This is a genomic window from Pseudomonas agronomica, from assembly GCF_025917275.1.
GTDB classification, from domain to species: domain Bacteria; phylum Pseudomonadota; class Gammaproteobacteria; order Pseudomonadales; family Pseudomonadaceae; genus Aquipseudomonas; species Aquipseudomonas agronomica.
On the sequence record NZ_JAOSHO010000083.1, the window covers coordinates 1 to 15781 of the forward strand.

Sequence of the window (15781 nt, forward strand, 5' to 3'; positions counted from 1 at the left end):
GGCTCGCTCCCAAAAGGATTTCCATTACCCCACGTAAATCAGGTTTTTCCTGACGCGACACTTGTTCCATACTCCACGCAAATTCCCTCGGATGCCTCGGCCGACATGCTTGAGAACGACCCCAAGACCCCTCGCATCAACGAAGAACAGCGCTTTCGCCTGTTGATAGACGCGGTGGTCGACTATGCCATCTACATGACCGATCCGTCGGGCATCATCACCAGTTGGAACTCCGGTGCCCGGCGCTTCAAGGGCTACGAAGAGTCGGAAATCCTGGGGCAGCATTTTTCGCGCTTCTACACCGAGCAGGACCGTGCCGACGGTCTTCCGCAGCGGGCACTGGACACGGCCGTGCGCGAAGGGCGCTTCGAAGGCGAAGGCTGGCGCGTGCGCAAGGACGGCACATTGTTCTGGTCCCATGTGGTGATCGATCCGATCATCGACAGCCAGAGCGGCACATTGCTCGGCTTCGCCAAGATCACCCGCGACCTGACCGATCGCAAGATGGCCGAGGAAACCCTCAAGCAAAGCGAACAACAGTTTCGTCTGCTGGTGCAGAGCGTCACCGACTATGCCATCTACATGCTTGACCCTGACGGCCGCGTGACCAACTGGAACCAAGGCGCGCAGCGCATCAAGGGGTACCTGCCGGCCCAGGCCATCGGCCAGCATTTCTCGATGTTCTATACCCCCGAGGACCGCGAAGCGGGTGAGCCGCAGCGCGCCCTGAGTGTCGCCGCCACCGTGGGGCGTTTCGAAAAGAGGGGCTGGCGGGTGCGTAAGGATGGCACGCGGTTCATGGCCCATGTGGTCATCGATGCGATCCGCAGCGACACCGGCACCTTGCTCGGATTTGCCAAGATCACCCGCGATATCACCGACGCCACCAAGGCCCAAGAGGCACTGGAGCAAGCCCGCGAGGCCCTGTTCCAATCGCAGAAACTGCAGGCCATCGGACAACTCACCGGGGGCATTGCCCATGACTTCAACAACCTGCTGACGGTGATCCTCGGCAACCTGGAGATCGTGCGCAAGCGCATGCCCAACGAGCCGAAGCTGGCCCAGTTGCTGGATAACGCAACCCAGGGCGCATTGCGTGGCGTTTCGCTGACCCAGCGCATGCTGGCGTTCGCCCGCCGGCAAAAACTGACCTCCGAGCCGGTGGAATTGGTCGCGCTGGTGCAGGGCATCAGTGGCTTGCTGCAAAGCTCACTGGGGCCGTCGATCCATATCCAGGCCCAATTTGCCGAGGCCTTGTCGCCGGTGCTGGCCGACGTCAACCAGTTGGAACTGGCGATCCTCAACCTGGCGACAAACGCCCGGGACGCCATGCCGCAAGGCGGTCGAATACTGATCCAGGCGCAGGAACGGTTGGGCGAGGAGGTTGGAGCACCGGACAGGCAACTGGCGCCTGGACGCTATGTCTGCCTGGCGATCACCGACGAAGGCGAGGGGATGGATGAGGCGACACTGGCCTTGGCCGTCGATCCGTTTTTCACCACCAAGGGCGTCGGCAAGGGCACCGGCCTGGGGCTGTCCATGGTCCACGGCCTGGCCGAGCAGTTGGGCGGTCGGCTGATGCTCAAGAGCGAAAAAGGCGTCGGTACCACCGCTGAGCTGTGGCTGCCGGTGGCTGGCGACACGGTAGCAGACAAGCCACCGGCCATGGAAACCGCCGCGCCGCCGGTCAACGGGTTGAAGGTATTGGTCGTGGACGATGACAGCCTGGTCCTGACCAGCACCCGATTGCTCATCGAAGACCTTGGCCATCAGGTCCTCTGCGCGTCGTCGGGCGCCCAGGCGTTGGAACTGTACGAGCGCAACCAGGATTTCGATCTGGTGATCACGGACATGGCCATGCCACAGATGGACGGGGCACAGTTGGCGAAGCTGCTGCGCGACCGTCAGCCGACCCTGCCGATCATCCTGGCTACCGGGTACGCCGAACGGCTGGAGGGCTTCGCCACGCAACTGCCACGGTTGATCAAGCCGTTCAAGCAAATTGATCTGGTGCAGGTCATTGGGCAGACGATGAAATAAGTTTCCATCAGCGGTTACTGGGTGTTTTTCCTGAACCCGCGCAAGTTCATCGCGCACAGGCAGAACTGCAGGACGATCAATGCGTAGGCGTTTGTGTGCAGGCCCCAGATGACCCAGAGGATGTTGCTGACGATAAAACAACTGAACCCCGCCACTCGCCGACGGGGCTGGCGCGAGCCGATCAGCCAGGCGGCCAGCACCGTGACGGCCATCGCTGGCCATTGAACCCATCCCAGATAATCCACGCTTTTTTCCTCTTGCCTTTGATGCTCTACAGACCTTGGCGATGGCGTGAAATGCGGTTTTTTTTAGCGCTTTCAGAACGGTCCCAGTTTGAGCGGGTATTGAATGACGATGTACACCCTGTCGATGTCATCGCCGGCCTGGGCGCTGTTGGCGCGGTGGGTGACGTGGGAGAGCTGCAGCGACAGGTCCTTGGCCGGGCCTGACGGCACGACGTAGCGCAGATCGAGGTCGCGTTCCCAATGGCGACCGCCGTCGCCCTGTTGCGGGCTGAAGGTTGCGGAATCGCTGTCGAACGGATTGTAGGCGCCGCCTTGGGGGGCATGGCTGCCATCGATCCCGCTTCCCCTCACGTAGCGAGCCATGAAATTCAGGCCCGGGATGCCCAGGGCGCCCAGGTCGAGGTCGTAGCGCGCTTGCCAGGAGCGCTCGCCCGGGCCGTTGAAATCGGCATACTTGATCGAGTTGGCAAGGTAGATGGAGTCGCCGCCGACGAAATCGAAAGGCGTGTCGCCGTGGACTTTCTGATAGGCCAGGGTGAATGCCTGGGCGTCGAGCCGGTATTTGCCGCAGAGGCTGAAAGCGGTGTTGTCGATCGCCCCGGCGTTGGCCTGGCCGTGGTCGCGGGTGTAATACAGGTTGCCATCAAGGAACAGGTCGCCAACCGTCGAATGCAGGTTGCCGTAGTACTGGCGCCAGGTGTCGCTCAGTTCGGAGGCATAGAGCGCGCCGCCCACCGTGCGGCCGCTGAACAGATCGGCACCGATGAAATCGATGCTGGCGTGGCGGGTGGTCGCCCCGTAGCCGGAAAAATCGCCCCTGGCGGTGGACGCGTCCTGATTCTTGAACGCATTGAAATGGCCGGCCTGCAAATCGACCTCATCGAATTCCTGACTGGTCAGCAGGGCGCCGCCGGCGTATTCCGGTTGCAGGCGTTTGTCCGCCGTATCGAATACTGGCGTCGTCACGGTCATTTCACCGAGTGCCAGTGTGGTGCGCGATGCCTTGAGTTTCAGCGCGCCGCCGGCACTGGAATATTCATCCTCGCTGCGACCGTCGTCGTCCAGCGGCAACAACCCGGTGCCGGCATGGCCCTTGCCACCGTCCAGCTTCAAACCCAGGAAACCATGGGCGTCGACGCCAACGCCGACGGTGCCCGGCGTGAAGCCGGACTCGAATGTGGCGATGAATCCCTGGGCCCATTCCTGCTTGTAGTTCTTGCCCGACGGGCTCGGGGAGCGGTAATCGCTGTTGAGGTAGAAGTTGCGACTGAGGACGTCCAACGATGCCCCTTCCAGGAATCCCTGCGCGGTTTGTGCGGCCATCGCCGGAGCGTGTCCGGCGAGCAAGGCGAGGAGCCAGAGCGGCTTCAAGGCGGTTGTCGTTTGCTTGGCAGCGACGATGTTTTGTGAGGCGGGCGGCATGGGGCGTTTCCGTGTGAAAGCGTGTAGCGAAAAGCAGGACTAGGCGGGCAGCATCCGCGACCTCCAGGCAAACGGATTGAGGGAGGCGCGCCGGTACCGCGCGGTCTGGAATCCGCCTCCCGCTTTGAAGAGTCTGAACAGAGCGTTCCATTCTTGGTGAGGTCGCGTGGGCGTGCGAGTTAAACGTTGTTAATTGCGTTTACCTCGGCGTCGCCGGGCAGCAAGTCAGCCCATGGCTGCAATTTTCCGGGAGCAGGCGCGGGCGTGATCGACCTTGTCTGGCCGCTGGAGGGTGGGCGCTTTCTGATGAAGGTCTGATTTGCGACAGCGGTCACACGATCAACGAGCCCGACAGCACTCCAGAAAGCGGGGCCCGTGCCGACTCAAAGGGTATTGCCTATAGTTTCTGCTTCACAGGGACGCCCGCTGCCGCGACGGAACATGATCATGACCCCACCTTCATCCTCTCCAACCTTCCGGTCCCTTGGTTGCGCTGAATGCCGCGACCATGAGGCGCTGGGGTTCGATTTCACCATGGCATTCCAGCCCATCTTCAATGTCCGCACGCGGTCCGCGTTTGCCTATGAGGCGCTGGTCCGGGGCGTGAATGGCGAATCGGCAGCCCATATCCTCGGGCTTGTGAACGACAGCAACCGTTACCGATTCGACCAGGCGTGCCGTGTGAAAGCGATTGAAGAGGCCGCGCGGCTGGGGATCCTGGACATTCCCGATTGCCTGCTCAGCATCAATTTCCTGCCCAACGCCGTGTATCGGGCCGAGACCTGCATACGGGCGACGTTGGAGGCAGCGCGTCAAAGCAATTTCCCGTCGAACCGGCTCATGTTCGAGGTCACGGAAGGCGAACGGGTCGATGATCCCGACCATCTCAAGTCGATTTTCCAGGAGTACGAACGGCAAGGCTTTACCACCGCCATCGATGATTTCGGTTCCGGCTACTCCGGGCTGAACCTGCTGGCACTGTTCCAACCCCAAGTGCTGAAGATCGACATGGCGTTGACCCGAGGCATCGACCAGGACCCGGTCAAACAGGCCATCGTCGATGGGATCCTCCTTGTCGCCAATCGGTTGGGGATTACCGTCATCGCCGAGGGCGTCGAGACGCCGCAAGAAAGCGCCGCGCTGCTGGATCTTGGCATCGAGCTGATGCAGGGGTTCCTGTATGCGCGGCCAGAGATCGGCCGGCTGGCGGTGGGGCGGTTCGACTGACCGGTAGCCAGCCAACACCGGCGGCACAGGCTTGGCGTTGGCTGGCTGGTTGTCGGTGTGAGCTGCCGAGCGAAGCGAGGCTGCGATCTTTGGATCAAAAGATCGTCCGAACGCGGCCAGAGGCTTCGCCAGCTCCTACAGGGTATGTTTCAAGGTCGGGATTGTGCTGCCGGTGCTGGTGACAACGGCGGCGTCCGCGGCGGAGTCATCCGTTTCGATCCCAGCGACTCGAAGGCCGAAGCCAGTTGCAACAGTTTCGAGTCGTCATAGGCCCGGCCGGCGAACGTCAGGCCGACGGGCATGCCGATGTCCGCCATGACGCCCATCGGCACGGTGACGGTGGGCACGCCCAGGTGGCGGATGGCGAGGTTGCCATTGGCGACCCAGACACCATTGCTCCAGGCGATGTCGGCGGACGCTGGGTTGACGTCCGCATCCGCTGGCCCGACATCCGCCACGGTGGGAAAGATCACCGCATCCAGGCCCAGCCGTGCCATCCAATCCTCCAGATCGATCCGGCGGGTTTCTTCGAGGCCACGCAAACCCTCGGGCAAGGTGGGGATCTGGTCCCACGGCGTAATGCCGCGCTGGGCCATCTTCACGTACTCGTCCATACCAGCGGCCAGGTCGTCCTCGCGGTTGGGCAGGGTACCGGGGTCGTGGGGGAAAATCTGCGGGCCGTCGACGTCCGCCAGGCGATTGAGTTTCGGATCGCCGTTGGCTCGCAGGAAGTCATCGAACGCCCAGGCCGACAGGTCCCACAACTCATGGTGCAGGAATTCCTTGGACACCAGGCCACGGGTGAACACGGTCGGCGCGCCGGGACGGTCGCCCTCGCAGTTGGACACCAGCGGAAAATCCACCTCGATCACTTCGGCGCCTCGGGCCTCCAGGGCCTTGCGTGCGGCTTCCCACAGGGCAATCACCGAGGGGCGCGTGATGATGCGCTGCCCCGTCGGGCCACCGATGCCAGGTTTCTCAGCGGTGCCCGCCTCGGGATCGGCGTTGATGTACATGCGCGGAACGCCCAGGCGCACGCCCGCCAGCGTTTCCGGTTTGGCGGCAAGGCTTGGATAGGAGGCGGGACGAATCGAATCGACGGGAGGAATCGGTACCCAGGGTTGCAGGCGCCACAGGTCGCCTCGGGTCTCAGGGTCGTTTGCCACCACCACGTCCAGCACTTCGAGCAGGTCGGCCATGGTCCTGGCGTAGGGCACGACCACGTCCATCGTCGGTGTCAGCGGCCAGTTGCCGCGCACCGAGATCACCCCGCGTGACGGCGTATAGGCACACAGGCCATTGTTCGAGGCCGGGCCGCGTCCGCTGGACCAGGTTTCCTCAGCCAGGCCGAAGGCGGCGAAACTGGCGGCGGTGGCGGTGCCCGCACCGTTCGAAGAGCCCGAGGCGAACGGCGCCGTGAGGTAGGCGGCGTTGTACGGGCTTTCGGCCCGGCCATACACGCCACGCTGCATGCCGCCGTTCGCCATGGGCGGCATGTTGGTCTTGCCCAGGCAGATGGCCCCGGCGGCGCGCAGCCGCTCGATGGTGAAGGCATCGCGATAGGCGATCAGGTCCTTGAAGGCCGGGCTGCCGGAGGCGGCGGTCAGGCCCTTCACCAGGTAACTGTCCTTGGCCGTGTAGGGAATGCCGTCGAGTGGACCCAAGGTCTGGCCCGCGGCGCGACGGGCATCGGAGGCCCTGGCTTCTTCCAGTGCAGCGGGGTTGCGAACCACCACGGCGTTGAGCGCGGTGGGTGTCTCGGGGCCGTCGTAGGCGTCGATCCTGGCCAGGTAGGCCTGGACCAACTCGACCGCCGTGGTCTGGCCGGATTCGAGCGCAGCCCGTAGCTGGGCGATGGAGACTTCGGTGATTTCAATCATGCTGTGACCGCTGCGGCTGGTGAATGACGTGAGGCTAGGCTTGGTTCGAACGGAGTTCTGGTGGCTTCACGTCTTTCGAAATGGGTTCTGACATCGGGTGGAGACTGTACTACGAGCGTGACTCGAGGGCACGCCGTCGAACGAGAATAACAGCGCAACGTGGCGAGGGAGCTTGCACCCGCTGGGCTCTGTAGGAGTTGGCGAAGGCTCGGGCCGCGTTCGGACGATCTTTTGAAATTCAAGTGCCCCTGGAAAGATCGCAGCCTCGCTTCGCTCGGCAGCTCCAGGCCCTGCGGGAGCAAGCTCCCTCGCCACGGGGTTCGCGTTGTCAGCGATTAGTGTGCAGCTGGTCTTTCGCTTGTGTGCGGAAAAACCTATATTCGCGCCACTCCTATGAGCACCAACCATGACAATCAAAATCGGCATCAACGGTTTCGGCCGCATCGGGCGCCTAGCCCTGCGTGCGGCCTGGGGCTGGCCTGCGTTCGAATTCGTGCAGATCAACGATCCGGCGGGCGACGCGGCGACCCACGCCCATCTGCTCAATTTCGATTCGGTGCACGGCCGCTGGCATCGCCAGGCCGACGCCGTGGGCGACACCCTGGTCATCGACGGCCAGCGCATCAAGATCACGGCCAACAAAGCGATCGGCGACACCGACTGGTCGGGTTGCGACGTGGTGATCGAGGCCAGCGGCAAGATGAAAACCGTCGCGGTGCTCCAGGCTTATCTGGATCAAGGCGTGAAGCGCGTGGTGGTCAGCGCCCCGGTGAAAGAGCAGGGCGCGTTGAACATCGTCATGGGCGTCAACCACCAACTGTTCAAGCCAGAACAGCATCGCATCGTCACTGCCGCTTCGTGCACCACCAATTGCCTGGCGCCCGTGGTGAAGGTGATCCACGAAAAACTCGGCATTCGCCACGGCTCGATCACAACCATTCATGACCTGACCAATACCCAGAGCATTCTTGACCAGCCGCACAAGGACCTGCGCCGCGCCCGGGCCTCGGGCATGAGCCTGATCCCTACCAGCACCGGCTCGGCCACCGCCATCGCCGAGATCTTCCCCGAGCTGCGCGGACGCCTCAACGGCCATGCCGTGCGCGTGCCGTTGGCCAATGCGTCGCTGACCGATTGCGTCTTCGAGGTCGAGCGCGCCACCACGGTCGAGGAAGTGAACCGCTTGCTCAAGGACGCCGCCGAACATGAGCTCAAGGACATCCTCGGTTTCGAGGAGCGACCACTGGTGTCCATCGACTACCGCACCGACCCGCGTTCCTCGATCATCGATGCGCTGTCGACCCTGGTCGTCAACGGCACCCAAGTCAAACTCTATGCCTGGTACGACAACGAATGGGGCTACGCCAATCGCACCGTCGAACTGGCCCGGATGGTCGGCCTGGCGGGCTGAGGAACCGCGATGAAAGTCTTGTCGACCCTTGCGCCTGAAGTGCGGCAGTACTTGCTCGTCACCGGCAATTACTGGGCGTTCACCCTGACCGACGGCGCCCTGCGCATGCTGGTCGTGCTGCACTTTCACGCGCTGGGCTACAGCCCCTTGCAGATTGCCGCGCTGTTCCTGTTCTACGAGTTCTTCGGCGTGGTCACCAACCTGCTGGGCGGCTACCTGGGTGCTCGCCTGGGCCTGAACCGGACGATGAACATCGGCTTGGGCTTGCAGGTCGTCGCGCTGCTGATGCTGACGGTGCCTTCCACGTTGCTGACCATCGCCTGGGTGATGAGCGCCCAGGCATTGTCCGGCGTCGCCAAGGACCTGAACAAGATGAGCGCCAAGAGCTCGATCAAGTTGCTGGTGCCGGACGGGCAACAGGGCAGGCTCTATCGATGGGTCGCGATCCTCACCGGCTCGAAGAACGCGCTCAAGGGCGTTGGTTTTTTCCTCGGCGGGGCGCTGCTCGCCGTGCTCGGTTTCCAAGGCGCATTGCGGGCGATGGCAGCGTTGCTGGCGTTGATCTGGGTCGGTAGCCTGATCCTGCTGAAAAAGGACCTGGGCAGGGCGAAAGCCAAGCCGAAGTTTCGCGACATCCTCTCCAAAAGTCGCGCGATCAACGTGTTGTCCGCCGCGCGGATGTTCCTGTTCGGTGCCCGGGATGTCTGGTTCGTGGTGGCCTTGCCGGTGTACCTGAGCAGCGTCTTTGGCTGGGATTTCTGGAAAGTCGGCGGTTTTCTCGCCGCCTGGGTCATCGGCTACGGCGTCGTGCAGTCCCTGGCGCCGAACCTCACGGGAAAGAAGCGCGGGCAAGTGCCGGATGGACGCGCCGCGTGCTTTTGGGCGCTGGCGCTGGCGGGGCTTCCGGCCGTGATCGCACTGGGGCTGTCTCATCCAGCGGTGCTGTTGGGCGGGCTCATGATCTTTGGCGCGCTGTTCGCGGTGAATTCATCGCTGCACAGCTATTTGATCGTGGCGTATGCCAAGGAAGACGGCGTGTCACTGGACGTGGGTTTCTACTACATGTCCAACGCCCTTGGGCGGCTGGCCGGGACGGTGCTCTCGGGCTGGGTTTTTCAAGAATACGGATTGGCTGCATGCCTCTGGGTCTCCAGCGTATTCGTGCTGCTGGCTGCGCTGATTTCGTTGGCGTTACCTCGTCACGCAGTCCCCTGACCGCAAGGTTCTGTCGCCGCTTCCGATGCCCCGTTTGTCTGGCCACTGTCCAGGCCCGTCTTGACAACACCGAGGGTTGAAGGAAATACTCGGCGCAAATTCATATAGATGACTATATAAAAAGGCCAAGAATCTTATGGACGCACTGCCCAGCGATACCCGCCTGCCGCTCTACCAACGCCTGCGCGACCAGTTGGCCGAGCAGATCGCCAACAATCGCTGGCGCCCGGGGGAGGCGATTCCCACCGAGGCAGCGCTTTCAGCCGAATACGGGCTGTCCACCGGGACGGTGCGCAAGGCGATCGATGCGTTGGTTGCCGAGGGCATCCTGGAGCGCCAGCAAGGGCGCGGTACGTTCATTCGCCGGCCGCAGTTCCAGTCGTCGCTGTTCCGCTTTTTCCGTTTTCAATCCGCCTCCGGTGAACGCCGGGTTCCAGAGAGCCGGATCTTGTCGGTAGAACCTGTGGCCGCGCCTTCGGCGGTGGCCCAGGCGCTGGGGTTGCCGGTGGACGCGCCGGTCATCCGCATCGTCCGGTTGCGTCTGCTGGAGGTGAAACCGGTGCTGGCCGAAGAGATCTGGCTGCCGCGCAATCGGTTCCAGGCGCTTCTGGACATCGACCTGGGCCAGAAAGGGCCGCTGCTCTATCCGATCTATGAAGAAACCTGCGGGCAGGTGGTTGCCTATGCCCAGGAAACGCTCACGGCCGAGTCGGTCAACGAGGTCCACGCCCGTTTGCTGCAGGTCCCGGTGAACAGCCCTGTGGTGGTGATCGAGCGCCTGGCGCGGGACTACGCCGGCAACCCACTGGAGTGGCGCCGCTCACGCGGGCATGCCGAGCATTTCCGCTACAGCGTCGAGATCCGCTGACCTTGGCGGGCTAGCGGATCCTGCGGCGACCAGTCGGTTGCCGCTGTCCTTGCCATTTTGTTGTTCCTGACTGGCCTTGCAGCGGCACGGTTCGCGCTCGGCTGCCTTTCGTTCCATTTATAAGGATAAAAATCATGTTCAGCTGGTATCGCCAAATCACTTCGCGGGAGCGTAAAACGTTTTGGGCGTGTTTCGGCGGATGGTCGCTCGACGCGCTGGAAGTCCAGATGTTCGGCCTGGCGATACCGGCGCTGATTGCCGCGTTCGCCTTGTCCAAGGGCGATGCCGGATTGATCAGCGGCGTCACGCTGGTCACTTCGGCCCTGGGCGGTTGGGTCGGCGGCACGTTGTCCGATCGCTATGGTCGGGTGCGCACGCTGCAATGGATGATCTTGTGGTTTTCCTTCTTCACCTTCCTGTCGGCGTTCGTCACCGGCTTCCACCAACTATTGATCGTCAAAGCCTTGCAAGGCTTCGGCATCGGTGGCGAGTGGGCGGCCGGCGCGGTGTTGATGGCCGAGACGATCAACCCGAAATACCGCGGAAAGGTCATGGGTACGGTCCAGAGCGCCTGGGCGGTGGGCTGGGGACTGGCGGTCGGGGTCTTCACGCTGATCTATTCGTTCGTCCCGCAGGACATGGCCTGGCGGGTGATGTTCATCGTCGGCCTGCTGCCGTCGTTCCTGATCATCTGGGTGCGCCGCAACGTCGAGGAGCCGGACAGCTTCCAGCGCCTGCAAAAGGAACAGGCCATCCCGCAGAGTTTCTTCAAGTCCCTGGCCGGCATCTTTCGTCCCGAGTTGATTCGCGTCACGTTGTTCGGCGGGCTGCTCGGGTTGGGCGCCCACGGCGGCTATCACGCGGTGATGACCTGGTTGCCGACCTTCCTCAAGACCGAGCGCAATCTGTCGGTGCTCAACTCGGGCGGCTACCTGGCGGTGATCATCTTTGCCTTCTGGTGCGGCTGCGTGGTCAGTGGCTTGTTGATCGATCGCATCGGCCGGCGCAAGAACATTCTGCTGTTCGCGCTGTGCTGCGTGATCACCGTGCAGTGCTACGTGTTCATGCCGCTGAGCAATACCCAAATGCTCTTCCTGGGCTTTCCGCTGGGTTTCTTCGCGGCGGGCATCCCGGCAAGTCTCGGGGCGTTTTTCAATGAGCTGTACCCGGCGGACGTGCGCGGTGCCGGCGTCGGTTTCTGCTACAACTTCGGCCGGGTGCTGTCGGCGGTGTTCCCGTTCCTGGTCGGCCACATGAGCGATTCGATGTCCCTGGGCTCGGCCATCGGCATCGACGCCGGCATTGCCTACGGCGTGGCTGTGCTCGCGGCGCTGTGCCTGCCGGAAACCCGAGGCCGGAGTCTGGAGGCCACTGCGCCAGCGGCGTCCGACCTGGCACCCGGCGGCGAGCGCGCCCGGGCCTGATTATTTCTTATTTACGCCAGATGAAGACTCATGGTTGATTTCACCAAGACGCCAATTACCGGCATCGATTGCCACGCTCATGTGTTCAGCCGGGAGCTGGAGTGGGCGGCGGTGCGGCGCTACACACCGGACTACGACGCCACGCTCGGGCAATACCTGGAACACTTGCAAACCCACGGCCTCAGCCACGGCGTGTTGGTGCAGCCGAGCTTTCTCGGCACCGATAACCGCTACCTGCTGGCCGCCCTGCGTCAGGCGCCGGAGCAGTTGCGCGGGGTCGTGGTGGTAGAGCCGGGTATCAACCGCGCGACGCTGGAACACATGGCTCGGCTGGGGGTGGTTGGCGTTCGCTTGAACCTGATGGGCAAGGCCTTGCCCGATTTTCGCGAAGCCGCCTGGAAGGAATTGCTTGGCCAGCTCGCGATACTGGGCTGGCATGTGGAATTGCATGCCCCAGTGGCGGAGCTGCCACGCTTGATTCGTCAGTTGATTCCGTTTGGCGTGCAGGTGGTCATTGACCATTTCGGTCGCCCGGATGCCCGTCTGGGCGCTGATCAACCGGGTTTTGCCGAATTGATGGCGCTGGGGCTGGGTGGACAAGTATGGGTGAAGATCTCGGGCATCTATCGGCTGGCGGGGACGGACCGGCAGAACCTGGAATTTGCCCGCGCCGCGCTGGCCTTGCTCGAGCAGAATTTCGGCCGCCATCGCCTGGTATGGGGCAGTGACTGGCCCCATACACAACATGAGGCCAGCGTCGGCTTCGATACCGTGATGCAACAGTTGCGGGCGTTGGAGTGCGCGGGTCCGCTCATGCGTGCACTGATGGTCGAGACACCGCGTGCATTGTTCGGATTCTGATGCCAGTGGAGGTGCCGTCGTATTTTCCTGAACTCGTGGGTTGAATAGAGATCTAGAATCCATTGCCGCTGCATGAAAAAATCCGCGCCGGAATATCAGGGCAGTTATCCGGGCCGGGATCGCGCCTCGGGTTTTTGACCGCAGGCGCTGTATGGCAGGCATTCAGCCAGGCGGATTGAGGATCACTAATGTCGAATATTGAAGCGTTTCCCTTGGAGACGCGCACGCCGAGTGAATACGAAAGCCTCGTGTCGATGGGCGCCAACGCGCTCGACGCGATTCCTGGCGCCGTGTATCTCTGCGACCGCCAGGGCTGGCTGGTCCGCTACAACAGCGAGGCAGAAGCCCTGTGGGGCCGCACGCCGTTATTGGGGGAGGGCGGAGATCGGTTCTGCGGCTCCTATCGGCTTTACCTGCCCGACGGTACGCCGCTGGCGTTCGAAGATTGCCCGATGGCCTCGGCGCTTGAAGACGGCGCGGCGACGCGTAACCAGGAAGTGCTCATCGAGCGTCCGGACGGGACGCGGCTCGTGGCGTTGGTGAATATTCGCGCCCTGAAGGATTCCCAAGGAACCGTCCAAGGGGCGATCAATTGCTTCCAGGATGTCTCCGCACATCACGCCTTGGAGCAAGAGCTGCGGCGCAAGAATGCCGACCTGGAAGACTTCTTCGAAAACAGCGCCGTGGGCCTTCACATCGTCAGTGGCGACGGCATCATCCTGCGCGCGAACAAGGCCGAATTGGCCCTGCTGGGGTATCCGGCGGACGAATACATCGGCCGGCCCATCGCTGATTTTCATGTCGACGAGCCGGTCATCGGCGACATCCTGGGCAAATTGAGCAGTGGCGAGTGCCTGGAAAGCTACCCGGCGCGGTTGAAGGCCAAGGACGGTTCGATCAAGTACGTCACCATCACCTCCAATGGCCGGTTCGAGGACGGCAAGCTGTTCAATACACGTTGCTTTACCGTTGACATGACCTGTGTCCACACGGCCGAGGCGGCGCGCCAGGAGAGCGATGACCGGCTATCCGCGACGTACGAAGCGGCGACGATTGGCATCGCCGAGGCGGGGGCGGATGGCCGTCTGCTGCGGGTGAACGATGCCCTCTGCAACATGCTCGGTCGCTCCCGCGAAGAACTGCTGGACATGACGTTCCTGGACTACACCCACACCGACAGCCACGACCAGGACGCGGCCTTGTATGCCCGCCAGGTGGCGGGCGAGCTGGACCATTACGTGCTGCGCAAGCGCGCCTTCAAGCCTGATGGCGAGACCGTCTACCTGGACATCCACAGCTCCTCCGTCCGGGACACGCATGGCGGGTTCCGCTATGGCGTGCGGGTGCTCCAGGACGTCACGCTGGCGCGGCGCATGGAAAACCAGATACGTGACAGCGAACGGCACATGCGCAATCTGCTCGAGGCGTTGCCGGCGGCGGTGTACACCACCGACGCGCAAGGCCGTATCACCTTTTTCAATCGGGCGGCCATCGAATTGTCGGGGCGTACACCTCAGTTGGGCGATCTTTGGTGCGTGACCTGGAAACTGTTCAACACCGACGGAAGCTTCCTGCCCCACGACCAATGCCCGATGGCGGTAGCCCTGAAGGAAAACCGGGCGATACGCGGGGTAGAGGCCATCGCTGAACGCCCCGACGGCAGTCGCGTACCGTTCACGCCATACCCGACGCCGCTGCACGATGCGGAAGGCAACCTGGTGGGCGCCATCAACATGCTGGTGGACATTTCGGAGCGAAAGCAGGCGGAAGACCGGCAGAAAACCTTGATCGACGAGCTCAACCATCGGGTCAAGAACACCCTCGCCACCGTGCAGTCCCTGGCGGGGCAAACCTCACGCAACGCAGAAAGCGCCAAGGAGGGCTACAACCGCTTCGAAGCGCGGCTGCTCGCCTTGTCGCGTGCCCACGACCTCCTGACGAGGCGGCATTGGGGCCATACGCCCCTGGCGTCACTGGCCCAGGAAGTACTGCTGCCGATCTTCGGCGCCGAGCCCGGCCGTGTCACGATCGAAGGCGATGGCATCGATGTCGATACCCGCGTAGCGCTCAGCCTCACGATGACCCTCAACGAACTGGCAATCAACGCCCTCAAGTACGGCGCGATGTCCATCGAGACAGGCAGGCTTTCCGTGAATTGGAACGTCCAGCCACAATCGAACGGAACCTTGCTGACGCTGGATTGGCGTGAGCAGGGCGGCCCGCCGGTGTCACCGCCGGAACGCGAAGGGCTGGGATCGCGTCTGATGAAGCGCTGCATCGAACGCGACCTGGGCGGGGTATTCGTGCTGACTTACGCGCCTGAGGGCGTCCTCTGTCGCTTCTCGTTCATGGTCGCTGAGCATTCGGCATGACCCTCTTTGCTGGGATCAGGGTCCTGTTGGTGGAGGACGAAGGCACGGTTGCGATGTTGATCGAGGAAATGCTTGAGGACCTGGGATGCACTGTGGTGGCGTCCGTGCCACGGCTCGCTCCGGCCCGGGAGAAGGCGGGCACCTTGGAGGTCGACCTGGCGATCCTGGACGTCAACCTCGCCGGGGAACGGGTGTTCCCGGTGGCTGAAATCCTTCGTGGTCGTGGGGTTCCTTTCCTGTTCAGCACTGGATACGGCGCGAGCGGCCTGCCCGAGGAATTCGCCCAAAGTCCCGTTTTGCATAAGCCGTTTTCAGAAAGCGAATTACAGCTGAAGATAGCGCTGACCTTAAAAAAACAAGCACGGTTCAAGGAGCAACCATGAGTTTGTACGGCCAATACGATGCGCAGAATATCTTTGCGATGATCCTTCGCGGCGACGCACCCGCCTACACGGTTTACGAGGACGCCGATGTATTGGCCTTCCTGGATATTTTCCCCCAGTCGCGCGGACATGTGCTGGTGATTCCCAAGGCCTCCCAGGCGCGCAACATTCTCGAAGTGGAACCCGCGGTCCTCGGCACGTTGATGGCGGCCGTGCAACGCCTGACCCGCGTGATCGTTGACGAGTTGCAGCCGGACGGCGTGCAGATTGCCCAGTTCAACGGCGCGCCGGCGGGGCAGACGGTCTATCACATCCACGTGCACATCATTCCGCGCTGGGAAGGCCAGGCGCCTGGGGCGCATGGGCAAGGGAAAGCCGATCCACAGGAGCTTGAGGCGTTGCAGGCGCGATTGGTGGAGCGGATTCGTTCACA

13 protein-coding genes are annotated in these 15781 nt (G+C 62.6%); 10 read left to right on the forward strand and 3 right to left on the reverse strand.

The window, feature by feature from the left end; translation table 11 throughout:
• Nucleotides 1-105: 105 nt before the first annotated feature.
• Nucleotides 106-2040, forward strand: coding sequence for a hybrid sensor histidine kinase/response regulator (locus tag OC610_RS09155; protein ID WP_264427517.1), 1935 nt, complete (start codon nucleotides 106-108; stop codon nucleotides 2038-2040).
• 14 nt (nucleotides 2041-2054) lie between these two features.
• Here the strand turns inward: OC610_RS09155 and OC610_RS09160 are convergent, their stop codons facing one another.
• Nucleotides 2055-2285: a hypothetical protein gene (locus OC610_RS09160; RefSeq protein ID WP_030138726.1), complete on the reverse strand. Its 231-nt coding sequence runs from the start codon at nucleotides 2283-2285 to the stop codon at nucleotides 2055-2057.
• Nucleotides 2286-2357: 72 nt separating this feature from the next.
• On the reverse strand, nucleotides 2358-3707 hold the full coding sequence (locus tag OC610_RS09165; protein ID WP_264427518.1) for an OprD family porin: 1350 nt from the start codon (nucleotides 3705-3707) through the stop codon (nucleotides 2358-2360).
• A gap of 447 nt (nucleotides 3708-4154) precedes the next feature.
• On the opposite strand from OC610_RS09165, the gene OC610_RS09170 reads away from it, so the two are divergent.
• On the forward strand, nucleotides 4155-4934 hold the full coding sequence (locus OC610_RS09170) for an EAL domain-containing protein (RefSeq protein ID WP_264427519.1): 780 nt from the start codon (nucleotides 4155-4157) through the stop codon (nucleotides 4932-4934).
• A 149-nt stretch (nucleotides 4935-5083) separates the two neighbouring features.
• Here the strand turns inward: OC610_RS09170 and OC610_RS09175 are convergent, their stop codons facing one another.
• Nucleotides 5084-6814 (reverse strand): amidase, encoded by a 1731-nt coding sequence (locus OC610_RS09175; protein WP_264427520.1) that lies wholly within the window; start codon nucleotides 6812-6814, stop codon nucleotides 5084-5086.
• 406 nt (nucleotides 6815-7220) lie between these two features.
• Between OC610_RS09175 and OC610_RS09180 the strand changes: the two genes are divergently transcribed.
• From OC610_RS09180 to OC610_RS09215, 8 genes are all read left to right on the forward strand, one after another.
• Nucleotides 7221-8225 (forward strand): ArsJ-associated glyceraldehyde-3-phosphate dehydrogenase, encoded by a 1005-nt coding sequence (locus OC610_RS09180; protein WP_264427521.1) that lies wholly within the window; start codon nucleotides 7221-7223, stop codon nucleotides 8223-8225.
• 9 nt (nucleotides 8226-8234) lie between these two features.
• Nucleotides 8235-9440, forward strand: a complete 1206-nt coding sequence (gene arsJ / locus OC610_RS09185) for an organoarsenical effux MFS transporter ArsJ (protein ID WP_264427522.1) — start codon at nucleotides 8235-8237, stop codon at nucleotides 9438-9440.
• Between the two features lie 136 nt (nucleotides 9441-9576).
• A complete protein-coding gene (locus OC610_RS09190) occupies nucleotides 9577-10308 on the forward strand; it encodes a GntR family transcriptional regulator (protein ID WP_264427523.1) in 732 nt (243 codons plus the stop codon).
• Nucleotides 10309-10442: 134 nt separating this feature from the next.
• Nucleotides 10443-11732 carry an MFS transporter gene (locus tag OC610_RS09195; RefSeq protein ID WP_217859327.1) on the forward strand — a complete coding sequence of 430 codons (1290 nt, stop codon included), beginning with the start codon at nucleotides 10443-10445 and terminating at the stop codon, nucleotides 11730-11732.
• A 30-nt stretch (nucleotides 11733-11762) separates the two neighbouring features.
• Nucleotides 11763-12593 carry an amidohydrolase family protein gene (locus tag OC610_RS09200; RefSeq protein ID WP_264427524.1) on the forward strand — a complete coding sequence of 277 codons (831 nt, stop codon included), beginning with the start codon at nucleotides 11763-11765 and terminating at the stop codon, nucleotides 12591-12593.
• Between the two features lie 188 nt (nucleotides 12594-12781).
• Nucleotides 12782-14965, forward strand: a complete 2184-nt coding sequence (locus OC610_RS09205) for a PAS domain-containing sensor histidine kinase (RefSeq protein ID WP_264427525.1) — start codon at nucleotides 12782-12784, stop codon at nucleotides 14963-14965.
• Nucleotides 14962-15348 (forward strand): response regulator, encoded by a 387-nt coding sequence (locus OC610_RS09210; RefSeq protein WP_264427526.1) that lies wholly within the window; start codon nucleotides 14962-14964, stop codon nucleotides 15346-15348. Before OC610_RS09205 ends, OC610_RS09210 begins: the two co-directional genes overlap by 4 nt.
• A partial coding sequence (locus tag OC610_RS09215) for an HIT family protein (protein ID WP_264427527.1) occupies nucleotides 15345-15781 on the forward strand: 437 nt, incomplete at its 3' end. The genes OC610_RS09210 and OC610_RS09215, both read left to right, overlap by 4 nt.